This is a genomic window from Desulfuromonas thiophila (genome assembly GCF_900101955.1).
Classification (GTDB): domain Bacteria; phylum Desulfobacterota; class Desulfuromonadia; order Desulfuromonadales; family Desulfuromonadaceae; genus Pseudodesulfuromonas; species Pseudodesulfuromonas thiophila.
In genome coordinates this window covers 18418-40904 of sequence record NZ_FNAQ01000011.1, presented here as the reverse complement: position 1 = coordinate 40904, position 22487 = coordinate 18418, and the positions used below count along the sequence as shown (strand labels likewise).

Here is a 22487-nt window from a genome sequence, read left to right as displayed (position 1 = left end):
TCAAGCACATTGTCGGGATTTTCCCCAACAAAAACATTTATTTAACAAGCTAAACCACTACCTGCGTTCATAGAATTACCTGACTTCATGAAAAAAGGCCGCAAAGCCGCCGCAGCTGATCAACCTCCGTCGCACGAAGATAGCGCCAATGACCTACGGGCAGCTCCGCCAGTTCAAGAAAAGCCAATTGCACACGCTGCAGATGACTGACCGCCAGGCCGACCGCCTCGCACATGCGCCGCACCTGGCGGTTGCGGCCTTCGTGCAGTTCCAGATCAAACCAGCTGTTGTGGGCCGAGCGGCGGATACGGCGGATGCGGGCCGGCGCCGTCAGGCCGTCATCCAGGCGCACCCCTTCTTCCAGCTGACGACGACGCTGCTCGTCAAGTTGGCCGCGCACCTTGACACGATAGACCTTGGTGACACCATGACGCGGATGCTGCAGGCGCGCCGCCAAAAGCCCGTCATTGGTCAGCAGCAACAACCCCTCGGTATTGAGATCAAGCCGTCCGACAGGGAAAAGCCGCACGGGCACTTCGCGTACCAGATCAAGCACCGTGGCCCGCCCTTCAGGGTCCTGGGCCGTGGTGACATAGCCTACTGGCTTGTTGAGCAAGACATAATGAAGCGGCTCGGCCATCTTCAGTGGTTTGCCGTCGATGCAGATCCGATCGCGCGCCGGATCGGCCTGATCGCCCAGTTGCGCCGGCAGGCCATTAAGGGTGACCCGACCCTGAACAATCCAGTCCTCGGCCTGCCGGCGGGAGGCCAATCCGGCCTGGGCGATAAGTTTCTGCAGCCGCTGTGTCAGTTTTGCGGTCATGGTCTACAAATCCAGTTGCGGGTGAACACCAGGGTCTTCATCGCCAGCCAGTTCCTGCAGCCGGGGCAGGTCGGACAGATCCTTCAGACCAAACAGTTCGAGAAAACGGGCGCTGGTGGCATAAAGAAGCGGCCGGCCCGGCACATCCTTCTTGCCCGCCAGCCGCACCAGCTGTTTTTCCAGCAGGGTGCGGACAATGCCGCCGGAATCAACCCCGCGCAACGATTCGATCTCGGCACGGGTAATGGGTTGGCGATAGGCGATTATCGCCAGGGTTTCCAGTGCTGCGGGCGACAGTCGCAGGGCCCGCGAACGGCTCAAACGCACCACATAGGGAGCATATTCCGGCCGCGTCCGCAGCTGAAAGCCGCCGGCCACCTCCTGCAACAGCAGGCCGCGTCCTGGCTGATGGCAGTCCTGTTGCAACTGCTGCAGGGCCCGCCGCAGCGGAGCACCCTCAATCTGCAGCAGCTGTTCCAGCCGTTCGAAACGTAAGGGAGCATCGCTGCTGAACAGCACCGCTTCAAGTCGCGCCTTGATATCCGCCAGGTCCATCAGGGTTCCGCCTTCGTCATCGACGGCCGCAGCAAGGGCGCCAGCAGCCCCTCGTCGGGCCAGCGGCCCTGCTGCAGGGCCGCTCCCGGCTGCAGATAAAGAGCCCCGCCGCTTTCCAGCTGTACAAGTCGCAGCCAGCGTAACCGCACCAGTTCCAACATGGCAAGAAAGCACATCACCACCCAGCCCCTATCGGGACAGGGCGCGAACAGCTCGGCAAAACTCAGCCGCTGTCGTCCCTGCAGGGCCTGGCGCAGGCGGTGCAGCGCCTGCGCCAGGCTATAGCGGGCCATCGGCAACAGATGCACCGGTTCAGGCGGTTTTTCACGCAGCACCCGCCGCAAAGCCTCCACCAGGTCAAACAGGCTGACATCGAGGGCTGCCGGACTGGCAACCTCATCAGCCAGGTCCGACACCTCAGGTGGCAGCGCCGGGCGAGCAAAAACATCCCGTCCCAGCTGGGGATAACGCTCCAGCGCGGCGGCGCTTTCTTTGTAACGGCGATATTCCAGCAAGCGTTGCACCAGTTCGGCACGCGGATCCTCACCAACCTCTTCGACCATTTCCTCGGCCGGCGGACGCGGCAACAGGGTACGCGACTTGATGTGCAGCAGGGTGGCCGCCATCACCAGAAACTCGCTGGCAACATCGATCTGGTGAGCCTTCATGAGAGCCAGATGGTCCAGATACTGGGCGGTGATGGTGGCGATGGGGATATCGTAGATATCGACCTCGTTCTTCAGCACCAGATGCAGCAGCAGGTCCAGCGGTCCTTCAAACCGCTCCAACCGCACGGCATAGTGCCCGGCGCCAGCGGTTTCAGCCACCGAAGAGAAAGCGCATCACCTCGGCGACCACCGCCGCCTGCGGCCCGGCCAAAAGCGCCACCGCCGCCAGAATCACCGGCGCGAACAGCAGCGACCACAGATCGGTGAAAAAGATCAGCCCGATCACCAGCAGCAGACCAAAGGGCTCGATCTGGCGCAGGCGGGCGGCCCAGGCCGGCGGCAGCAGTGCCGCCAGAATCCGGCCGCCATCAAGGGGCGGCACCGGCATCAGGTTGAGCAGCGCCAGAATCAGGTTGATGTAGAGACTGAAGGCCGCCATCAGCGCCAGCGGGCGACTGAGCAGTTCCACCACGGCGGTGTCCGGCACCAGCGCCAGCAGGCGCAGCAGCAGCGCCGAAGCCAGTGCCAACAACAGATTGGCCAGCGGTCCCGACAGGGCCACCCACAGCATGTGCCGATGGGGATTGCGCAGGTTGCCGGGATTGACCGGCACCGGCCGGGCCCAGCCAAAACCAACCAACAGCAGCGCCAGGGTGCCGAACAGGTCAAGATGACGCAACGGATTGAAGGTCAGCCGTCCCAGCAGCCGGGCTGTCGGATCGCCCAGCCGGTCGGCGGCGTAGCCGTGGGCCAGTTCGTGCGCGGTCACCGCCAGCAGCGCCGGCACCAGCATAATGGAACATTTGACCAGAATATCTTCCATGCATTCTCCTGCAACGGGCGCTCAGCGCTCTTCTTTCGTCAATTCCCGGGTCGCCAGCTGAACACGCACCCAGGCCAGCTCTTCTTCCCGGGTATGTACCTGGCCGTCAAGCCGGGCATCGCGCAGCTGCCGCAGCAGGGTACCCAGCAGCGGACCCGCAGGGCAACCCAGTCGCTGCAGATCCCGGCCATCAAGCATTGGCCGCAGACAGCGCAATCCGGTGACATAACGGGAAAACGCCAGCCGCACCGGCTGATGACGGGTTCGCGCCATGCCCAGCAGCAGCAGCTCCACCGGCAGACCATCAAGCAGGCGGGCCAGTTCGCTGCCACACAACTGTTCAACCCGCTGCCCCAGCCGTTCAAGCTGGTGATACTGCGGCCAGGCCTCGTGACGCTGCTCAACAAACAACCGACGGTAGCGCTGCGGCATACCGAGCCGCTGACAGAGACGCTCGACCGCTGTGGTTTTCAGATCAGCCAACAGACACAAGAAATAGACCGGCCAGTGTTCCAGCGGCGCCACCTCGGGCAGCAGCTCATACCAATTGATGGCCCTGCCAGCCTGGACAAAATGCTGCTGCAGGCTGTCATCAAAACGCAACTCCTCGCTGATCGCGTCGAGCAGCCCCAACTCCACCAGCCGCGCCAGGGCACGGCCGGGCTGCGGTTCGCCCAGCAGCAGCACCAGTTCATGCAGCACCCGGCTGGCACTGACCCGCTGCAGAAAACCCATCTGCACCGCACTGCGCAGCAGGTGGGCCGTATGCTGCCCCAACGTAAAACCCAGCCGCTGTTCAAAACGCACAGCCCGCAACATGCGCGTCGGATCTTCGACGAAACTGAGATTATGCAGCACCCGCAGGGCCTTGTCATGCAGGTCACGCTGGGCACCGAAGTAATCGGTCAATTCGCCCTGGCGCGGACCATTGAGTGCCAGCGCCAGGGTATTGATGGTAAAATCACGCCGGTAGAGATCGAGCTTGAGGGATGCCTGTTCCACCAGCGGCAGGGCACCGGGCTGCAGGTAGTATTCGGTGCGGGTCGAAGCCAGATCAAGCTTGTAACCATCGGGGAAAATCACCACCGCCGTGACGAATTTCTCATGCGGTCGCACCCGGCAGTCGCACTGACGCTGGAGGGCTTCGGCAAAGGCAATGGCGTTACCCTCGACCACCACATCGACATCGAGGTTGGCCACCCCCAGCAGCAGGTCGCGCACGAAGCCACCGACAGCGTAGATGTTTACCCCCTCGACCTCGGCCACCTGCGCCAGATCGTCGAGCAACTGACGGATCCGACGCGGCAGGCGCGTCTCCAGCAACCGCAACACATGACGGCGATCGCGCTGAATGCCGTCTATCGGTGCATCAGGCCGCAGCGAACGGCCGCGAGCCACCAGATGGCGCAACAGGTCGGTACGGGTCACCACGCCCACCGCTCGACCGGCCTCGACAACCGGCACAAAACGCTGACGCTGGTCAATAATGATCTGCTGCACCTGCTCAAGCGGTGTTTGTGGCGTCACCTGACCAAATTCACGGCTCATATACTCGGCCACCGCCACCGACGCCAAGCCATGATGCACCGCCCGCTCGACGGTCTGACGGGTCAGCAGACCAACCAGGCCGCCGGTACCATCGCACACCACCAGGGCATTGATATGATAGCGGCTCAACAGCTCAGCCGCCTCGTTCAGGCTCTGTTCGGCACCCACATGCCGCACCGGTGTTGTCATCAACTGGGCGGCAGTCCAGTTGGGACGCACCAGCCTGGCCAGCACCTGTGGCAGGGTCTCCATCACCTGGACCAGGGTCAGGTCACGCACCGTCGCCGAAGCCGCTGCCGGATGGCCACCACCACCGAAATGGCCCAGAATCTGGCCAACATCGACGCCGGGCAGGCGTGAGCGCCCGACCAGAAACACGCGATCCTCCAGCCGCACGGCGATGATCAGGGCATCAAGGTTCTCCATGTCGCGCAGTTTGTGCGCCAGCACCGCAAGATCACCGACATAGCGTTCCACCGCCGCCTGCGCCAGGCTGATTTCGACCCCGGCCACGGACACCAGCTGCAGCGACTGCAGCAACTGGTGCAGCACCTCCACCTGCAGGGCCGACAGCTCCCGGTTGAGAGCATCGGCCACCTGGTTAAGATTGGCTCCGCAGTCGAGCAGAAAAGCGGCCGCCTCATAGTCGGCCGTGGTAGTCGAGGGAAACAGCAGATTACCGGTATCCTCGTACAGCCCCAGCATCATCACCGTTGCCTGTTCAGCACTCGGCGTCAGCTGACGTTGACGCAACTCGTCACTCAGCAGCGTAACCGTGGCACCGACCCGCTCGACCCGCGCCCGTTCAGCCGTCGGCAGATTGGCCTCCGGCGGATGATGGTCATACAGATGCAGCCGCACCTGTGGCTGCTGCAGCAGCGCCGCCAGCGGACCGATACGCTCGGTGCTGTTGACATCGACCAGAATCAGTCGGCGTACCGCCGCCGGGTCGATCTCGCGCCAGCGTTTCAGACGCAGACCGCAGTCATTGTGACGGCGCAGATAATCCTGCACAGCCGGTTCGCAGGCGCCGGCAAAGACCGTCACCGCCTGCGGATAAAGCAGCTGGGCCGCCACCAGCGAACCAAGACAATCGAAATCGGCATTGACATGGGTTGTCAGGATATCCATGACGTTCTGGCGCCACGAAGGCGCGCTATTCCTCCTGGAGGGAACCAATCCAGTCGTTGATGTCGCCAATGTTCCGTTCGCGGCAGAACGCCTCCATTCCGCTGACAATCTGCCCCATGACAGCGGGATTGACCAGATTGGCGGTTCCCACCTGCACCGCCCGCGCCCCCACCAGCAGAAATTCCAGCGCGTCCTCGGCACTGGCGATGCCGCCGATGCCGATCACCGGAATGGACACGGCCCGCACCGCCTGATAGACCAGCCGCAGGGCCACCGGCTTGATGGCCGGACCTGACAGACCGCCGGTCTTGTTGGCCAGATGCAGACGGCGCCGTTGCAGATCGACCGCCATGCCGGTCAGGGTATTGATACAGCTGATGGCATCGGCACCGGCATCTTCCGCCGCCCGCGCCATCAGACCGATGTCGGTGACGTTGGGCGTCAACTTGACAATCAGCGGCACCCGCAGATGACGGCGCACCCGCCCCACCACCTCGGCGGCGGCGGCCGGATCGGTCCCGAAAACGATTCCTCCCTGCTTGACATTGGGGCAGGAAATGTTCAGCTCCACCGCGTCAACCCGGTCGATCTCGGCCAGACGAGCCGCCACCTGCTCGTATTCGTCGAGGCTGTTGCCGAAGAAATTGACGATCACCGGCGTCTGCAGTTGGCGCAGAAAAGGCACCTTGTCGCGAGCGAAGGCCTCCACACCAACGTTCTGCAAACCGATGGCATTGAGCATGCCGGAGGCCGTTTCAGCCAACCGCGGCGTGGGATTGCCCGCCTTGGGGCGCAGGGAAATGCCCTTGGTGACAATGGCGCCCAGGGTCTCCAGATCAACATAGGGAGCAAATTCCTCACCATAACCGAAGGTGCCAGATGCCGGCATAACCGGATTGCGCAAGCGCAGACCGGCCAGGTCGACAGCCAACTGCACGGGCGGGTTTTCTGTTTGCTCAAGCGGACAGGATACGGGCGGGTTCATTGGCTATCCTCCTGCGGCCACAACAGCTCTTGCGCGTCAAACACCGGCCCCTGTTTGCAGGTACAGCGGTAATCGGGCTGATCCTCCTGATGGGCCTGGCCCGGCACCACGCAGCCAAGGCAGGCCCCGACGCCGCAGGCCATCAAGGCTTCGAGCGAAACCTGCAGGGGCACAGCGGCCTGGCGGCACAGGCGTTCCACCGCCCGCAACATCGCCATCGGCCCACAGGCGAACACGCTGGCCTGGGGGAAACGGCCCAGCTTGCGCTCCAGCACCTGGGTCACCAGGCCCTGTTCGCCCAGACTGCCATCATCGGTGGCCACATAGGTCTCCACCCCCAGGCGTTCGAACTCGGTAACCGCCAGAATATCGTCGCGGCGGCGCCCCCCCAGCAACAGCCGCACCTGCCGGCCCTGTCGCAACAGTTGCTCGGCCAGCAGATAAAGTGGCGCCACACCGATGCCGCCAGCCACCAGCAGGGCGGTCGGGGCGCAGTCGGTCAGATCAAAACCGCGGCCCAGCGGCCCCAGCAGGGCCACCCGGTCACCGGAGTGCAAAGAACTCAGCAGGCGGGTGCCACGGCCAACCACCTTGTAAAGCAGTTCCACCGCCGGTTGCGACGCCTGGCCGGTACACAGCGGCGGCAGGGTGCGGCAGCGAAAAATACCGAAGGGCCGGCGCAACAGCGGATCACTGCCGGCCGTCAGCCGCAGCATGACAAACTGCCCCGGCCGGGCCAGCTGGTCATAATCCGGCGCCAGCAGACCCAGCTGCCAGGTTTCGCCGGCCAAAGGCCGGTTGTAGAGTACGGTTGTTTCCAGATCGCGCATGGCACCTCCCGGCAAGCGAAGATACGGAAAACCCAAAAGAAATAAATGCAGCAGCAACGACGGTAGCGGCCAGGCAGCCGGCGACTGTGGACTCCCGTCTACACCGGCGCCAACAATCGTCCCAGCAGCAGAGCGTCCTCGCCATCGCGGTAATAGCCCCGGCGGCAGCCCTGCTCGACGAAGCCAAGCTGAAGATAGAGATTCAGGGCCGCCAGATTGCCCCGCCGCACCTCCAGCAGCATCTGATCACAGCCCCGCTGTCGCATCTGCGCCTCCAGCACCGCAAACAGGCGCCGGGCCACGCCGCAGCGCCGCAGATCCGGCCGACTGGCGACATTGTGAATCTCCACCGCATCAGGCAGCCACTGGCCGCAGAGATAACCGGCCAGCAAGGCACCTTCCGGCGTTGGTTGCAGACAACCCAAGGCCAGGGCATCGGGCGCCTGCAGCAGCGTAGCGAACAGATCGACACTCCAGGGCAGGCGATAACTGGCCTGCTCAATCACCAGCACCAGCGGCAGATCCGTCGTTGCCAGCGGGCGCACGAGCCAGTCGGCGGCAAGCAGAGAAGACATCGGGCCTCCCGGACAGGGCAAAGACCAGAAAAACTGAGCGCCTGGCCGGCCAGCAAGCACCTGTGGTCGGCAACGACAGATTTCCGGGAATTCAGCGAAAAACGACGTTCAGCGAGCCACCCTGGCTGGCAAACAGCAGGCCATCGGCTACACTCGGAAGACGGCAGCGGCAGACAGACGCCGCTAAAACCTGCTCAAACTGCACCCAACAAACGGGGCCACACCAACAGCGCCCAAGGGGCAATGGACCCGCCATAGTATGTCAGGCCCGGCGCACTGTAAACCGCAAAGCGGCCAGCTCAGGCGTTTGACATTGACAAGGCGCGCGCCACTGATTTATTACTTGTCGCCACTTTGCATGAAGGAGCCGTCACCGTGGACAAACAACAGATGACCTACAAGGACGCCGGCGTGGATATCGATGCCGGCAACCGTCTGGTCAAAATGATCCGACCGCTGGTCAAATCTACCGCCCGTCCCGAAGTTCTGACCGATATCGGCGGTTTCGGCGGACTGTTTTCCTTTCACGCCGACAAATATAAAAAGCCGGTTCTGGTCTCGTCGACCGATGGTGTCGGCACCAAGCTCAAGCTGGCCTTTGATCTCGACAAGCACGACAGCGTCGGTATTGATCTGGTCGCCATGTGCGTCAATGACATCATCGTGCAGGGCGCCGAGCCCCTGTTTTTTCTCGACTACCTGGCCACCGGCAAACTGGCGCCGGAAAAAGCCGCGGCGATCATCGGCGGCATCGCCGAAGGCTGCCGCCAAGCCGGCTGTGCCCTGATCGGTGGTGAAACCGCCGAAATGCCGGGCTTCTACGGCGATGGCGAATACGATCTGGCCGGCTTCACCGTTGGCGCGGTCGACAACGACCGCATCATCGACGGTTCCACCGTCACCGTCGGCGACACCCTGATCGGCATCGCCTCCAGCGGCCTGCACTCCAACGGCTACTCCCTGGCCCGCAAGGTTCTGTTCGAGCGCATGGGACTGAACCTCGATGCCCATCTCGATGGTCTCGATCAGCCCCTCGGCCTGGAACTGCTGACGCCGACGCGCATCTATGTGCGCACCATTCTCAACCTGATCCGCGATTTTTCCATCAAGGCCATGGCCCACATCACCGGCGGTGGTTTACTGGAGAACATTCCACGAGTACTGCCGCACCAGTGCGTCGCCCGCATCCGGCGCGGCAGCTGGCAGCGCCCGGCCATCTTCGACATCCTGGCGCAGGGAGGCAACATTACCGATAACGAAATGCACCGTACCTTCAACAACGGTCTCGGCATGGTGCTGGTGGTGGACGAGGAACAGACCGACGAGGTGCTGCTGCGACTGAAGGGCCTTAACGAAACCGCCTGGGTAATTGGCGATATTGCCCGAGGACACAACAGTGAACCGGTCGTGGAGCTGCTCGACTGATGTCGCAACCGGCGCCGCAACCGATCCGCCTGGGCGTGCTCGCGTCAGGTGGTGGCACCAACCTGCAGTCCATCATTGATGCCTGTGCCGCCAACCAGATTGCTGCGCGCATCGCCTGCGTGCTGAGCAACAACCCGGACGCCGGCGCCCTGCAACGAGCCGCCCGCGCCGGGCTGGTCCATGAATGCCTTGATCACCGGCAGTTCTCCTGCCGGCAGGATTTCGATGCTGCCATGGTGGCACGGCTGCAGCACCATCAGGTTGATCTGGTGGTGCTGGCTGGCTTCATGCGCATCGTCGGGCCGGCCTTCATCGAGGCCTTTCCCCAACGCATTCTGAATATCCATCCGGCACTGCTACCGGCCTTTCCCGGCCTGCATGTGCAGAAGAAAGCCCTCGACTATGGGGTACGCTTTGCCGGTTGTACCGTCCACTTTGTCGATGGCGGCGTCGATACCGGCCCCATCATCGTCCAGGCGGTGGTGCCGGTACTCGATAACGACACGGAAGAGAGCCTCTCGGCCCGCATCCTCGAACAGGAACACCGTATCTATCCCTACGCCATCGACCTGTTCGCCCGCGGCGCCCTGGAAATCGCCGGCCGCCGGGTTCGCATCCGCGCCGAGTTGGCCGCCGGTCCCCAGCCTACCCTGATCCAGCCGCCCCTGCCCCGATGACCGCTCCCCGGCCCCTGCTGGTCAGCGCCTGTCTGCTGGGGCTGACCACCCGCTACGATGGCGCCAGCAAGGGCAGTCTGTCTGTGCAGGCCCTGCTGCAGCAACTGGCGCTGATTCCGGTACCGATCTGCCCGGAGCAGCTTGGCGGTCTGGCGACGCCGCGGCTACCCTGCTGCTTCACCGCCGGTGACGGCGAGGCGCTGCTGCGCGGCGAAGCCCGCCTGTGCGACAGTGGCGGCATTGACCGCAGTGCCGCCTTTGTCCACGGCGCCCATCAGGCCCTTGAAATCGCCCGGCTGGCTGGCTGCCGCTGTGCCCTGCTCAAGGAGCGCAGCCCCTCGTGCGGCAGTCATCAGGTCTACCTGGGACAGGAATGCAGTGCCGGGCGGGGCGTCACGGCCGCCCTGCTGGCTCAACAGGGAGTTGCCCTGTTCAGCGAAGACGAACTGCCCGCTCTGCGCCAGCATCTACTGGCCAGTAGCAGCCAAAACACAGAAAGCCGCCAAAAGTTTCTTGCGACCAGCGGCGAATCATGCTAGCTATACGTGTTTCAAATTCCCAGGAGGTTGAAGGCAATGTCCAGAACATGTGAAATCTGTGGTAAGAAACCTGTCACCGGCAACAACGTCAGCCATGCCCATAATAAAACCCGCAAGGTCTGGTATCCGAACCTGCAGAAGGTGCGTGCCCTGCAGGAAGGCAGCGTCAGAACCGTCAAGGTCTGCACCCGCTGCATCCGTTCCGGCGCCATCACCAAGGCCTGACGTTCGCGGCCGGCCCGGCCGGCGACAGCACCACGAACCAAACAAAAAGAGGAAGGTTTCCCAACGGAACCTTCCTCTTTTTGTTTGAACCCTCGGCATCAACCGCCGGGCAGTGGCCGCAGCACAACCGCTTCAGTGGCCGTGGCCCTCGCGCAGCCGTTCAACCCGATAGACCCCCTTGAGCTTGCGCAGCGCCTGCATCACCTGATTGAGGTGCTCAACATTGGCAACGGCGATCTCGAATTCATTGAAGCCCCGATTGCCCTCGGCGTGCACCCGTGCACTGACGATATCGGCCTCGCACTGACTGATGGTGGCCGTGATCTCGGCCAGCACACCCTTGCCATCGTGGCAGAACACCTGGATGCGCACCGTACGGCTGCTCTTGCTGTCCTGCTCCCAGGCAACATCGACCCGCCGCTGCGGATCGGCCTCCAGCAGATGGGGGCAATCGGCCGTGTGCACCGTGATACCGTGACCTCGGGTGATAAACCCGACGATGGGATCACCCGGCAGCGGGTTGCAACACTTGGCATAACGCACCAGCACGTTGTCGATTCCCTGCAGGCGAATGGCGCTGGTCGATGGCTTGCGCCGGACCTTTTCAAGCACACGCCCCAGAGCCGGCAACTTCGGCCGCGCCGCCCGCAGCTGTTCCGGCGGCACAATACGACCACTGACCTGACCGGCCGACAGCTTACCGTAGCCCACCGCCGCCAGCAATTCTTCGACCGACTTAAAACCCAGCTCAGAAACCGCTTGAGCCATGGGCGCTTCCGTCAACGCCCGATTAAGGCTGATCCGATATTTGCGCAGTTCCCGGTCCAGCATCTCGCGCCCCAGCTGAATGCTCTGCTGGCGTTCCTGGTTCTTGACCCAGTGACGGATGCGGTTGCGGGCCTTGGAGGTCTTGACGTAATTCAGCCAGTCCTTGCTCGGCGTCTGGTTCGGTGAGGTCAGCACCTCCACCACATCGCCATTGCGCAACGGGGTTTTGAGCGACACCATCTTGCCATTAACCTTGGCCCCGACACAGCGATGACCGATATCACCGTGAATGGCGTAGGCAAAATCGATGGGGCAGGCGTTCTTGGGCAATTCGCGTACATGACCCTTGGGCGTGAAAACGTAAACCTCTTCCGGAAACAGGTCGATATGGGTCTCGGCCGCCACCTGCTGGGAATCCTGCAACTCGCGCTGCCATTCGACCATCTGACGCAGCCAGCTGAAGCGCTTCTCTTCACTGGAGGCGCCGCTGCGACCTTCCTTGTAGAGCCAGTGGGCGGCGATGCCCTCCTCGGCAATACGATGCATCTCCTCGGTGCGGATCTGCACCTCCATGCGCTTGCCATACGGCCCGATCACCGAGGTGTGCAACGACTGGTACATGTTGGCCTTGGGCATGGCGATGTAGTCCTTGAAGCGGCCGGAAATAGGCTTCCAGGCGGCATGGACAATCCCCAGGGCGGCATAGCATTCCCGCACCGTCGGCACGATGATGCGAAATGCGATCAGATCATAAAGCTGATCCAGTTCGGCCTTCTGGCGTTGCAGCTTGCGATAAACGGAATAGAGGTGCTTGCTGCGGCCGGAAACCTGTCCTTCGATACCCTGAGCCTGCAGCTTTTGCTGAATCTGCTCTTTGACATGCTGGACATACTGGTCGCTGGCATCGTTGCGCAATGCGCGAATCTGCCGTTGCAGCGCGTCGTATTCCTGCGGCCACAGATACTTGAAGCACAAATCCTCCAGCTGGCTCTTGAGCCAGCTGATCCCCATGCGGTTGGCCATGGGCGCGTAAACCTCCATGGTTTCGCGCGCCAGGGCCAGCTGGGTCTGGGGTGGCAGACAGCTGAGGGTCTGCATGTTGTGCAAGCGATCGGCCAGCTTCAGCAGAATGATGCGGACATCGCGGGCGATAGCCAGCAGCATCTTGCGAAAACTTTCGCTCTGACGCTCGCCGGCCTTGTGATAGATCAGGCTGTTGATCTTGGTCAGCCCTTCAACCAGCCGGACAATGGGCGCACCGAGCTGCTGCTCGATCTCGTCCACCGTCGCCATCTGCCGTTCCAGCACATCGTGAACCAGGGCTGCGGCAATGGTCGGCACATCCATGCGCAGACGCACCAGAATGGCCGCCACGGCACAGGGGTGGCTGAACGCCGGCTCACCACCGGGCCGACGGTAACCCCGATGCACCTTCTCACTGAAACTGTAGGCACGCCCGAGCAGGTCGAGATCAGCGTCCGGCAGATAGGCGCTGACCGCGTCACGAAAATCATCCAGGGAGGTCACAGGGGCAATCCGCAAAAAGGCTGGCCGCACCCAACGCCAACGCGCCAGAGTACGGAAACGGGAAGAATAACGATGAATAATGGCGCTGCCAGAAAAACCACTGCCGCGCCCAGATCCGGAGGATCTCGCACGGCAGCGACAGACTAGCGATTGCGGTTTTCAGGCGCCTCGTAAGGCACACAGCCGGCGGCGATTTCGCGCAGTGCCTGCACCACCTTCTTGTTGCCGGAGATATTCTCGATCAGCGGCGGCGCGCCACGATAGAGCTGCTTGGCCCGTTTGGCGGCTACCATGGCCAGCTGAAAACGATTGGAAATCTGTTCAAGACAGTCTTCGACGGTTACACGTGCCATCTGGGGTTCTCCTGTCGCGGGATTCTCACATCAATCCCCGGGGAATGAAAAAATCCGTGGTGCACCGACCGCCGCAGGCAACCGGCACAGCAAACGGGCGATTCTAGCAGCGTTGCGCCAACTTCGGCAAGACTTCTCACTCCTGCAGCCAACGCTTGCGCCACTGGGCCAGCACCCGCGGGCTGCGGCAGCGCTGGGCCAGCACAATGGCCTGCAGCTGCAGTTGGGCCTGGGCCAGCGTATCGTTGACAATCAGATAATCGTAGCGCTCGGCCGCCGCCATTTCCGTACGAGCGTTCTCCAGCCGCAGGGCCACCACGGTGGCGCTGTCGCTGGCGCGACCTTCCAACCGGCGACGCAGCTCCGCCAGCGAAGGGGGCGCGATAAAGATGGACACCAGCGGCAAACCGGCCAGCCGCAGCTGCTCGGCGCCCTGCACATCGATCTCCAGCAGCAGATCCTGGCCGGCGGCACTGGCCTGACGCAGCACCGCCAGACTGGTGCCATAATAGTTATCGTGTACCCGCGCCCATTCGACAAAGGCACCCTCGTCAATCATCCTCTCGAAACAGGCCGCACTGACGAAATGGTAGTCGTGCCCATCGCGCTCGCCGGGGCGGGACGGCCGCGAGGTATAGGAGACCGACAGGGACAGATCGGGGAACTGCTGCAACAGACCACGGCACAGGGTGGTCTTGCCGGCGCCGGATGGTGCCGACACCACATAGAGCGTGCCGGCGGCGCAGGACGCGTTCTCACTCGACATTCTGCACCTGCTCGCGCATCTTCTCCAGTTCGGCCTTGATGGCCACCACCTGCCGGGTCAGCTCGGCGTCATTGGATTTCGAACCCATGGTATTGGTCTCGCGGTTGAGTTCCTGAATCAGAAAATCCATCTGCCGGCCGACCGGCTCGTCGCTGGCCAGCAGCTCACGGAACTGGGCCAGATGGCTTTTGAAACGCACCACCTCTTCGCTGATATCACAACGATCCGCACAGAGGGCAATTTCCTGGGCCAGCCGCTGTTCATCCACCGGCACCTCAGTCAGCAGACGCGCGATCCGCTCGCGCAGCCGCTCACCCCATTCCGCCACCACCTGAGCGGCCCGCGCCTCAATGGCCGCCAGCGCCGGCTGCAACCCCTCCAGCCGTTGGCCGATATCCTGCGCCAGCGCCGCGCCCTCACGCGCCCGCATGGCCTGCAAGGCCTGCAGCGCCTGATCCAGAGCGGCAAACAGCTGCTCGCTCGCCTGCCCCTCGTCGGTGGCAGCCTCCTGTAACAGCACAATATCGCGCTGGCCACAAAGCAAAGACAGCGGCACCTCGGCCTTCAGGTCGTAACGCGCCGCCACCTCGCGATAAAGCCGCATGTAGGCATCGGCCAGAGGCACGTTGAGCGCCGGCTGCTCCACCGCGCCTTCGGCCAGAGGTTCGCGGCTGACGTAGACATCTATCTTGCCGCGCGCCAACCGCTGCGACACCCGACTACGCAGCGAACCTTCAAGAAACAACAGGGCACGCGGCAGCTTGACCGTGATATCACCATAACGGTGATTGACTGTCTTGATTTCAACAACATAAAGCGCGTCCGGCCCTGCCTGGCGACCCTTGCCATAGCCTGTCATACTGTTCATTGGTTGTCACCTTCGCTCGTCATCTCATCGGCATAGCCGCACGGATTGCGCTTTTGCCAGCGCCAAGTATCTTCACAGAGCCTGTCGATGTCAAGTTCGGCCCGCCAGCCAAGCCGCTCGGCTGCCAGACGGGTATCGGCATAACAGATGGCCGTGTCGCCGGGCCGGCGGGCAACAATGTCATAGGGCACGGGCCGACCGCTGGCCCGCTCGAAGGCGCGCACCATCTCCAGCACCGAATAACCCCGGCCGGTCCCCAGATTCACCGTCAACACCCCCGCAGGCCCTTCCAACGCCTGCAAGGCACTGAGGTGCCCCCGCGCCAGATCGACCACATGAATGTAATCCCGCACGCCGGTTCCGTCAGGCGTGGCATAGTCGCCACCGAACACCTGCAGCCGTGGCCGCCGGCCGATGGCCACCTGAGCAATGTAGGGCACCAGATTGTTGGGCACACCGCGCGGATCTTCGCCGATCCGGCCCGACACATGGGCGCCGACGGGATTGAAATAACGCAGCAGCGCGACCCGCCAGCGGTTATCGGCCGCCGCCAGATCGCGCAGCAGCAGCTCCACCATCCATTTGCTGCGGCCATAGGGATTGGCGGGCTGCAATGGCGCCTGTTCGTCAAGGGGCATACGCGCCGTCACGCCATAGACGGTGGCCGACGAACTGAACACCAGCCGGTGACAACCGGCGGCGGCCATCACCCGGCACAGCACCAGTGTACCCTGGACATTGTTGTCATAATAATCCAGCGGCCGCGCGACACTCTCGCCCACAGCCTTCAGACCGGCGAAATGCATCACCGCATCGATCCGCCGGGCGGCAAACAGCCGCTGCAGGATCGTGGCATCACGCACATCGGCCTGCTCGAACCACAGGCTGCGGCCCGTGATCCGCTCGACTCGGCGCAAGGATTCAGCCGAGGCGTTGCTCAGGTTATCGACCACCACGACTTCGTGACCCGCCTGCAGCAATTCGACACAGCAGTGCGAACCGATATAGCCGGCACCGCCGGTTACCAGAATCACCATCGCCCCCTGCCCCAGCGTTCAGCCTTCAATGCCACCGCCCGCCGTGCCGGCGTCAATCGGCCGAACAGGCTGTGGTCGGTGGCGGCACGGCCCCATCCGTTCCGACTTGAATTCGGGCACCAGCTGGCGCAGCCCCTCCACCACCGCCGTCAAGTCGAGCCGACGGGCGGCACTGTAGAGCTGTTCGACCTGGAGCAGCAACAGGTTCTCATCCTGGGCGCAGACCCCGGCAGCGATACAGATCTTCTCGTGCGGCGTGCTCTTGACCCCCTCGGCCGCCAGCAGCAGTTCCTCGTAGAGCTTCTCCCCCGGCCGCAGGCCGGTATACTGGATGGCGATCTCGCGGTAAGGCACCTTGCCCGACAACCGGATCAGTTCCTCGGCCAGATGCAGCACCTTCATCGGTTCGCCCATGTCGAGCAAAAAGATTTCGCCGCCCTGGCCCATGGCCGCCGCCTGCAACACCAGTTGGGTAGCCTCAGGAATGGTCATGAAGAAACGGGTCACCTCCGGATGGGTCACGGTCACCGGTCCACCCCGGGCGATCTGTTCCTTGAAGATGGGCACCACGCTGCCGTTGCTGCCCAGCACATTGCCGAAACGCACCGTGACAAAGCAGGTACGGCTGCGCCGTGCCAGCGCCTGCACCAACTGCTCCGCCACCCGCTTGGTGGCACCCATGATGCTGGTGGGATTGACCGCCTTGTCCGTTGAGATCATCACAAAACGATCAACCCCGAACCGGCTGGAGGTTTCCGCCAGCACCTGGGTACCGCGGATGTTGTTGTTGACCGCCTCGGCCGGGTTGCATTCCACCATCGGCACATGTTTATAGGCCGCGGCGTGAAACACCACCTGCGGCATCTGCTCATCGAAGATGGCTTCAACCCGTGCCCGGTAACGAATATCGCCCAGCACCGGCACAATGGGCACCCGGGGAAACCGCTGCACCAGTTCCTGTTCGATGGCAAACAGCGGCGTTTCAGCATTCTCGAACAGAATCAGGCGGGCCGGAGCAAAACGGGCGATCTGACGACAGAGTTCACTGCCAATGCTGCCGCCGGCGCCACTGACAAACACCACCTGGTCACGCAAACAGGCGGCGATGCCGGCAGTATCGAGCCGTACCGGTTGACGACCGAGCAGATCCTCCAACGCCACATCCTTCACCAGATTGACGCTGACACTGCCATCAATGAGCTCGCTGACGCTGGGCAGAATCTTGCTGGTAACCCGCGCGCTGCGGCACAGCTCCACCAGCCGGCGGATCTGCTGGCGCTGGGCCGAGGGAATGGCGATGATCACCTGGGTGATGTCGTACCGCTGGCACAACTGGGGCAATTCGTCACAACGGCCCAGCACTGCCACCCCCTGGAAACTGGTTTTCTGCTTGGCCTCATCATCGTCTACAAAACCGACCAGCTGATAGCCGGGCTGACGGCTGAAACGCAATTCGCGGGCAATGGCCTGACCGGCACGACCGGCGCCGGCCAACAGCAACCGAACCGGCTGCTGGGACGCCACATCGGCGTGAGGATAGTAGCGCTCGCGAAACAGGCGCGTTAACACCCGCACGGCGGTCATCAACAGAAAGCACAGCAAACCATCAAGCAGCAGCACCGCCAGCGGCAGCGCCGGTGACAGCCCCAGACGCGTTCCCGCCAGCCTGACCACCAGCGCCAGGGCCAGCGAGGCCAGCAGGTTGCCGCGCAACAACACCAGTAAATCATCCAGCGAAATGTAGCGCCACCAGCCGCGAAACAAACCGCAGACATAGAACAGGACAATCTTCAGGACCAGCGCCACGGGCACCAGCTGCTGCCACTGAATGTTCACTGCCGGTGGCAGGGGCACATCGTAGCGCAACGCCAGCGCCAGCCACAGCGCCAGGGCAATCAGCAACGCCTGCACCAGCGCAATCAGCAGGCGACGGTTATACAGTAAAAAAGGATTCACGGATTCTCGTTTCCGACAAAAGGCAGACGTCGCTGCAACCAGGCCGACAGAGCGCCAAACACCGCAAAGGTCACCAGCCAAAGCAGCAAAAGAACCACCGGATGATGCCGCTGCCACAGCAACAGGCTTATCAGCAGCAATTGCACCAACACATAGAGCAGGCTGACACGCCCATGCGACCAACCGACCTCGTTGGCCAGCAACTGATACAGATGGCTGCGATGAGGCCGCAGCAGGCTCTGTCCGCGCCGCAGCCGCAGCACCATGGAGCTGGCTTCATCGGCATAAAAGGGCAGTAGAAAACCCGCCAGCAACAAAAAGCTGGCCCAACCGTCCGCCAGCCGAACCACCAGCGCGGCAAAGGCAAAACCCAGCAACAGGCTGCCGACATCGCCCAGGAACAGCCGCGCCTGCGGCAGATTCCAGGGCAGAAAAGCGCCACAGGCCGCCACCAGCACGGCGGCCAGAACCAGCTCCGGCGCCGCTGGCGGCAAGCCGGCGATGGTCAGACCATACAGCAGCAGGGCAGCAAAGGCCGTCAGGCCAGTCAGGCCAGCCAGGCCATTGATGCCATCCATGAAGTTATAGCAGTTGCTGCTGCCAGCCACAAACAGCAGCAGCGCCAGGCCGGAAACAGGGGGAAAGCCTTCGCCCCAGAGCAGAGCGGCCGCCACCAGCAGATGCCCCAGCAGCCGCCAGCCAGCCGCCAGCCGGGTACGATCGGCCAGAAAACCCAGACCGGCCATGGCCAGCAGGGCCAGCAACAGTGGCGCATCAAGACGCAGCTCCGGCAACAGCAGTTGCAGCAGAGCCTGACACAGCAGCAACGCCAGCAACAAGGCCAGCCCGGCCCCTTTGGCCGTCGGCCACCGGTGGGAACTGCGCGCCACCGGCACATCCAGCCAGCCCAGTTGCGGCGCCAGCCACCACAGCAGACGACAACCCAGCCAGCACAACAAACCGGCAAGCAGTACCAGCAACAGCAGGACAACGCCACCAAGCGCGGGACAGCTTGCGCAACAGCTCACAGAATCCATGCACCAGTTCCGCAGCAGCAGAAAAAAACAGGCCAGACAAACACGCCTGCCAGGACAGACAAAAAACAAAGGCAGCAGTTTACTCTTTTTTGTCCGGCCGACAAGCCTCTGTTGCCGTTCCCATCATTGCGGCAACAGGCAGTCCTGCAAACGACCAGCCGTCAAGCGTTCGTCGCATAGCCGCCGCCAACCGCTCAGGGTTCGCTGCCACTGGGCCATTTCCAGCGACAGACAGTCGGCCGGCAATGGGCTCTGCGGCAGGGCAGCAAGAAATCCCTGCAGGCTTGTGGTGGATTGCAGCATCAGGTCAAACACCGCGCGCAGATGCGCCAGTCGCGCCAGTCGGCGCACCGGGAAATCCGGCTGTTGGCGCCAAAAAACAAAACGGCGCTGCGCCTGAGCTTCGTCGATAAAAAAATCCTCGGCCTGATCGGTGATCAGAAAAAAGAACAACCGGCTGAGCTGCCCCCGTTGCGCCGGGGGCAGAGCGGCAAACCAGGTATCAAATTCAGCCAGCAACACCTCAACCGGCTCTCCCATCGGCCATCTCCCTCGCTAACGACATCCATCCCGGGCGGTCAATCAAGACCTTCTGCCAGTGTACGGTAGCCAGCAACGAATGAACAGCACCACCGGCCGCGCATGCTGGGAATATGGGTCAAGGGCGTTATACTTGCTGGCATCGCACAAAACTGCCAACTGCTGCGTTGCTGCCTCTTCGCGAAGCCGATCGCCGTTGTACCCTGCGGGATCGAACCCCGATGGGTCTCGGGGGGAGGCAACGCGGCCCTTGAGCCAAAGGAGAACCCCATGATCCGTTCTGTGAAAATCGTGGCGATTATCGCCGGCCTGCTGCTGCTCGTGGTCATCGCCCTGCCACTGCTGGCCAAGCTGCTGATCAGCCCGGAACAGATCCGCGCCCGGGTGCTGCCGCTGGCCGAACAGGCCCTCGGCCGGCAGGTCGAACTCGGCGCCATCGATATCCGCCTGTTTTCCGGCATCCAGCTGCAGGATCTGCGTATCAAGGAGCAGGATGGCCAGACCGACTTCGTGCGCACCAAGGAAGCGAGCCTGCGTTACCGGTTGTGGCCCCTGCTGCAGCTGCGCCTGGAGGTCGACGAAATCCGGCTGGTCGAACCCCAAATCCGCCTGCAGCGCCTGGCTGACGGCCGGTTTAACTTTTCCGATCTGCTGGCCGCTCCCGCCACGGCAAAAGAACAGGCTGCAGCCGAGCCTCCGGTAAAAACCCTGGGCACAGACAGCGGCGCCACACCGGCCATTCCTCTCAACCTCAACATCGCCAGCCTGCAACTGCAGGATGCCGAACTGCTGTGGTTCGACGCTGCCGTCAATCCGACAACGCCCCTGCAGTACCGGATCGACCAGGTTCAGCTCGGCGCCAGCGACATTGACCTGACCCGGCCCTTTCCGTTCGAATTCCGTGCCCGGCTTGGCGGCGCGCCCCTGCAGCTCGACGGCCAAGTCGACCTGATACGACAGCAAATCAGCCTGCGGCTGCAGCTCGATCAATTCGATGTGCTGCCGCTGCGGCCCTACCTGCAAGACCCGTTGCCAGGCCAGCTCAACGCGCTGCGGCTCAGCCTTGACCTGCAGGCCGAAGGCAGCCCCGACCAGCTGCGCAGCAGCGGCAGCCTGCGGCTCGATCCGCTGAGCCTGCGTCTTGCCGCCGAGCCAGCACTGAGCTTTAACAACAGCACACTGGCACTGCGCTACGCCCTTGAGTTCAACCGGCCGGGCCAGCAGCTGGACCTGGAGCAGGCCGAAATCGATTTCAATGGCATTGTCGCCAGCGCCACTGGCCGGATTGAGGCCCTGAATCGCCAGCCCCGCCTGGATCTGCAGGTGCAACTGGCCCCGCTCGACCTGCGCCAGGCCCTCAAGGCTCTGCCGCAGGAACTGGCACAGCAGCTGACCACCGTCGATCCGGCCGGCAGCCTCAGCCTGCAGGCCCAAATCAGCGGCACGGCCGATCAGGGCGCCCGCCTGCTACAGCAGGCCCGTATCGAACTGCGGCAAGTGCAGGCCAATGTCGGCAGCCTGCGTCCGAGCCTTAGCGGTCCGGTGCAAATCCAGGGGGACCGTCTCAACGCAGCGGAACTGCTCCTACTGGCCGGCCCCAATCAGGCCCGCATTGAACTGCAGGGAGAAAACCTGTTCGGCAAACCCATCCGCCTGCAACAGAAAATCACCTCTGAGCGCTTTGATGTCGATGCCCTGCTTGCTGCCAGTGCCGCCCCGGCCCAAGTCGCCGGCAAGCAGCCGACGCCGACCGGCAAAGCCCCCGCCAAGGTCGCCGAAGAACTCGGCCCCTTCGATCTTCCTCTGCAACTTGATGGCCAGGTTCAGATCACCGAAGCCCGTTACAGGGGGCTGACGATCCGCAATTTCGAACTGCGCTACCACCTGCTCGACAACCAGCTGACGATCGAAAACCTCACCGGCCAGACCCTCGGCGGCAGCTTCAGTCAGCAGGGCCGCGTCGATCTCAGACGCAAGGGGCTGGCTTACCAGACCAAAACAACATTGCAGGGCCTGCAGGCTGACCCGCTGGTGAGCGCCCTGCTGCCCGCTGCCGCCGGCACCCTGTTCGGCCAGCTCGATCTGAACCTTGATCTCAACGGTCAGGGCACCCTGAGCGACAGTCTACGCCAGAATCTCTCAGGCAACGGCTCCATCAAGCTGGCCGACGGTCGCCTGAGCGGCAACCAGCTCACCCGCGACCTGGCAGCCTTCCTGCAGCTTGACGAACTGCGCGAACTGGTTTTCAGGCAGGTTGACGGCCGGATACAGCTCGACCGTGGCCGGGTCAAAATCGACAGTGTTTTCGACAGCAGCCGGCTGCGCATGAAACCCCAGGGCCAAGTCGGCCTGGACGGCAGCCTCGATCTGACCCTCGGCGCCAGCCTGGCACCGGAGCTCATGCAAAAGCTCGACCGCAAAGGCAGCTTCAGCCGCCTGTTGACCGGTGCCGACGGCTGGGGCCAGCTGCCGCTGAAACTGTCCGGCAGCTACAGCGCACCGCGTTTTGCCTTGGACAGCCGCGCCCTCGGCCAGCAGGCAGGTCAGCAATTGCAACAACAGCTGCTGCAGAAACTTCTGCCACCCCAACCCAGCGACACAACCGCAACGGCCAGCGATGCCACAGCCCCGCCAGCAGAAAATCCACCGCCAGCCGAACAGCAACCCGCCAACCTGCTCGACCAGGCCGTGCGGGGGCTGTTCCAACGTCAATAAAACAGCCCGTAATCACCCAACCGACAAACGGCACCGTTTTTTACTGCGGCGCCGTTTGTCAGCCCGGTGGGGTCTACAGCCGCAGGCGTAGCCGGCAACACCGGATGATGGCAGGC

General features: G+C 62.9%; 21 protein-coding genes. 5 read left to right on the top strand and 16 right to left on the bottom strand.

Going from position 1 to position 22487, the window contains the following annotated elements:
* Positions 1–85: 85 nt before the first annotated feature.
* From BLR80_RS09220 to BLR80_RS09185, 8 genes are all read right to left on the bottom strand, one after another.
* Positions 86–823 carry a pseudouridine synthase gene (locus BLR80_RS09220; protein WP_245691447.1) on the bottom strand — a complete coding sequence of 246 codons (738 nt, stop codon included), beginning with the start codon at positions 821–823 and terminating at the stop codon, positions 86–88.
* Between the two features lie 3 nt (positions 824–826).
* Complete coding sequence (scpB, locus tag BLR80_RS09215; protein ID WP_092079057.1) at positions 827–1378, bottom strand: SMC-Scp complex subunit ScpB; 552 nt, start codon at positions 1376–1378, stop codon at positions 827–829.
* Positions 1378–2205 (bottom strand): segregation and condensation protein A, encoded by an 828-nt coding sequence (locus BLR80_RS09210; RefSeq protein WP_092079054.1) that lies wholly within the window; start codon positions 2203–2205, stop codon positions 1378–1380. Before BLR80_RS09210 ends, scpB begins: the two co-directional genes overlap by 1 nt.
* Positions 2198–2869 (bottom strand): site-2 protease family protein, encoded by a 672-nt coding sequence (locus tag BLR80_RS09205; RefSeq protein ID WP_092079051.1) that lies wholly within the window; start codon positions 2867–2869, stop codon positions 2198–2200. Before BLR80_RS09205 ends, BLR80_RS09210 begins: the two co-directional genes overlap by 8 nt.
* Positions 2870–2890: 21 nt before the next feature.
* Positions 2891–5548: a CBS domain-containing protein gene (locus tag BLR80_RS09200; protein ID WP_092079049.1), complete on the bottom strand. Its 2658-nt coding sequence runs from the start codon at positions 5546–5548 to the stop codon at positions 2891–2893.
* Positions 5549–5573: 25 nt separating this feature from the next.
* A complete protein-coding gene (locus BLR80_RS09195) occupies positions 5574–6533 on the bottom strand; it encodes a dihydroorotate dehydrogenase (RefSeq protein ID WP_092079046.1) in 960 nt (319 codons plus the stop codon).
* Positions 6530–7363: a dihydroorotate dehydrogenase electron transfer subunit gene (locus tag BLR80_RS09190; protein WP_092079043.1), complete on the bottom strand. Its 834-nt coding sequence runs from the start codon at positions 7361–7363 to the stop codon at positions 6530–6532. Before BLR80_RS09190 ends, BLR80_RS09195 begins: the two co-directional genes overlap by 4 nt.
* A 98-nt stretch (positions 7364–7461) precedes the next feature.
* A complete protein-coding gene (locus BLR80_RS09185; RefSeq protein WP_092079040.1) occupies positions 7462–7938 on the bottom strand; it encodes a GNAT family N-acetyltransferase in 477 nt (158 codons plus the stop codon).
* A gap of 375 nt (positions 7939–8313) precedes the next feature.
* Between BLR80_RS09185 and purM the strand changes: the two genes are divergently transcribed.
* Genes purM through rpmB form a run of 4 tightly spaced genes read left to right on the top strand, consistent with a single transcriptional unit; the run spans position 8314 to position 10804 of the window.
* Positions 8314–9363: a phosphoribosylformylglycinamidine cyclo-ligase gene (gene purM / locus BLR80_RS09180; RefSeq protein WP_092079037.1), complete on the top strand. Its 1050-nt coding sequence runs from the start codon at positions 8314–8316 to the stop codon at positions 9361–9363.
* Entirely contained in the window at positions 9363–10040 is a 678-nt protein-coding gene (gene purN / locus BLR80_RS09175) for a phosphoribosylglycinamide formyltransferase (protein ID WP_092079034.1), read from the top strand. The genes purM and purN overlap by 1 nt, the downstream gene beginning before the upstream one ends.
* On the top strand, positions 10037–10579 hold the full coding sequence (locus BLR80_RS09170; RefSeq protein ID WP_092079031.1) for a 2-thiouracil desulfurase family protein: 543 nt from the start codon (positions 10037–10039) through the stop codon (positions 10577–10579). The genes purN and BLR80_RS09170 overlap by 4 nt, the downstream gene beginning before the upstream one ends.
* A 36-nt stretch (positions 10580–10615) precedes the next feature.
* A complete protein-coding gene (gene rpmB / locus BLR80_RS09165) occupies positions 10616–10804 on the top strand; it encodes a 50S ribosomal protein L28 (RefSeq protein WP_092079028.1) in 189 nt (62 codons plus the stop codon).
* A 132-nt stretch (positions 10805–10936) separates the two neighbouring features.
* Here rpmB and BLR80_RS09160 read toward each other — a convergent pair whose 3' ends face one another.
* From BLR80_RS09160 to BLR80_RS09125, 8 genes are all read right to left on the bottom strand, one after another.
* Complete coding sequence (locus BLR80_RS09160) at positions 10937–13099, bottom strand: RelA/SpoT family protein (RefSeq protein ID WP_092079025.1); 2163 nt, start codon at positions 13097–13099, stop codon at positions 10937–10939.
* A gap of 143 nt (positions 13100–13242) precedes the next feature.
* Positions 13243–13452, bottom strand: coding sequence for a DNA-directed RNA polymerase subunit omega (gene rpoZ, locus BLR80_RS09155; RefSeq protein ID WP_092079022.1), 210 nt, complete (start codon positions 13450–13452; stop codon positions 13243–13245).
* A gap of 136 nt (positions 13453–13588) precedes the next feature.
* Positions 13589–14218 (bottom strand): guanylate kinase, encoded by a 630-nt coding sequence (gene gmk, locus BLR80_RS09150; RefSeq protein ID WP_092079019.1) that lies wholly within the window; start codon positions 14216–14218, stop codon positions 13589–13591.
* Positions 14208–15086 (bottom strand): YicC/YloC family endoribonuclease, encoded by an 879-nt coding sequence (locus BLR80_RS09145; RefSeq protein ID WP_092079016.1) that lies wholly within the window; start codon positions 15084–15086, stop codon positions 14208–14210. Before BLR80_RS09145 ends, gmk begins: the two co-directional genes overlap by 11 nt.
* The gene (gene galE / locus BLR80_RS09140) at positions 15083–16123 is read right to left on the bottom strand and encodes a UDP-glucose 4-epimerase GalE (RefSeq protein WP_092079013.1); all 1041 of its coding nucleotides are present in this window, start codon (positions 16121–16123) and stop codon (positions 15083–15085) included. The genes BLR80_RS09145 and galE overlap by 4 nt, the downstream gene beginning before the upstream one ends.
* Positions 16124–16141: 18 nt before the next feature.
* Positions 16142–18079, bottom strand: a complete 1938-nt coding sequence (locus BLR80_RS09135) for a polysaccharide biosynthesis protein (RefSeq protein WP_092079010.1) — start codon at positions 18077–18079, stop codon at positions 16142–16144.
* Positions 18076–19116, bottom strand: a complete 1041-nt coding sequence (locus BLR80_RS09130; RefSeq protein WP_143012128.1) for an MraY family glycosyltransferase — start codon at positions 19114–19116, stop codon at positions 18076–18078. The genes BLR80_RS09135 and BLR80_RS09130 overlap by 4 nt, the downstream gene beginning before the upstream one ends.
* A 123-nt stretch (positions 19117–19239) precedes the next feature.
* On the bottom strand, positions 19240–19656 hold the full coding sequence (locus tag BLR80_RS09125) for a hypothetical protein (RefSeq protein WP_092079005.1): 417 nt from the start codon (positions 19654–19656) through the stop codon (positions 19240–19242).
* A gap of 270 nt (positions 19657–19926) precedes the next feature.
* Between BLR80_RS09125 and BLR80_RS09120 the strand changes: the two genes are divergently transcribed.
* On the top strand, positions 19927–22371 hold the full coding sequence (locus BLR80_RS09120; protein ID WP_171906398.1) for a DUF748 domain-containing protein: 2445 nt from the start codon (positions 19927–19929) through the stop codon (positions 22369–22371).
* Positions 22372–22487 lie beyond the last annotated feature (116 nt).

What these genes read in the sequence shown, in the direction of transcription:
- BLR80_RS09220 (WP_245691447.1), bottom strand. Translation starts at nt 823, where the DNA reads ATGACCGCAAAACTGACACAGCGGCTGCAGAAACTTATCGCCCAGGCC.
- scpB (WP_092079057.1), bottom strand. Translation starts at nt 1,378, where the DNA reads ATGGACCTGGCGGATATCAAGGCGCGACTTGAAGCGGTGCTGTTCAGC.
- BLR80_RS09205 (WP_092079051.1), bottom strand. Translation starts at nt 2,869, where the DNA reads ATGGAAGATATTCTGGTCAAATGTTCCATTATGCTGGTGCCGGCGCTG.
- BLR80_RS09200 (WP_092079049.1), bottom strand. Translation starts at nt 5,548, where the DNA reads ATGGATATCCTGACAACCCATGTCAATGCCGATTTCGATTGTCTTGGT.
- BLR80_RS09195 (WP_092079046.1), bottom strand. Translation starts at nt 6,533, where the DNA reads ATGAACCCGCCCGTATCCTGTCCGCTTGAGCAAACAGAAAACCCGCCC.
- BLR80_RS09190 (WP_092079043.1), bottom strand. Translation starts at nt 7,363, where the DNA reads ATGCGCGATCTGGAAACAACCGTACTCTACAACCGGCCTTTGGCCGGC.
- BLR80_RS09185 (WP_092079040.1), bottom strand. Translation starts at nt 7,938, where the DNA reads ATGTCTTCTCTGCTTGCCGCCGACTGGCTCGTGCGCCCGCTGGCAACG.
- purN (WP_092079034.1), top strand. Translation starts at nt 9,363, where the DNA reads ATGTCGCAACCGGCGCCGCAACCGATCCGCCTGGGCGTGCTCGCGTCA.
- BLR80_RS09170 (WP_092079031.1), top strand. Translation starts at nt 10,037, where the DNA reads ATGACCGCTCCCCGGCCCCTGCTGGTCAGCGCCTGTCTGCTGGGGCTG.
- rpmB (WP_092079028.1), top strand. Translation starts at nt 10,616, where the DNA reads ATGTCCAGAACATGTGAAATCTGTGGTAAGAAACCTGTCACCGGCAAC.
- rpoZ (WP_092079022.1), bottom strand. Translation starts at nt 13,452, where the DNA reads ATGGCACGTGTAACCGTCGAAGACTGTCTTGAACAGATTTCCAATCGT.
- gmk (WP_092079019.1), bottom strand. Translation starts at nt 14,218, where the DNA reads ATGTCGAGTGAGAACGCGTCCTGCGCCGCCGGCACGCTCTATGTGGTG.
- BLR80_RS09145 (WP_092079016.1), bottom strand. Translation starts at nt 15,086, where the DNA reads ATGAACAGTATGACAGGCTATGGCAAGGGTCGCCAGGCAGGGCCGGAC.
- galE (WP_092079013.1), bottom strand. Translation starts at nt 16,123, where the DNA reads ATGGTGATTCTGGTAACCGGCGGTGCCGGCTATATCGGTTCGCACTGC.
- BLR80_RS09130 (WP_143012128.1), bottom strand. Translation starts at nt 19,116, where the DNA reads ATGGATTCTGTGAGCTGTTGCGCAAGCTGTCCCGCGCTTGGTGGCGTT.
- BLR80_RS09125 (WP_092079005.1), bottom strand. Translation starts at nt 19,656, where the DNA reads ATGGGAGAGCCGGTTGAGGTGTTGCTGGCTGAATTTGATACCTGGTTT.
- BLR80_RS09120 (WP_171906398.1), top strand. Translation starts at nt 19,927, where the DNA reads ATGATCCGTTCTGTGAAAATCGTGGCGATTATCGCCGGCCTGCTGCTG.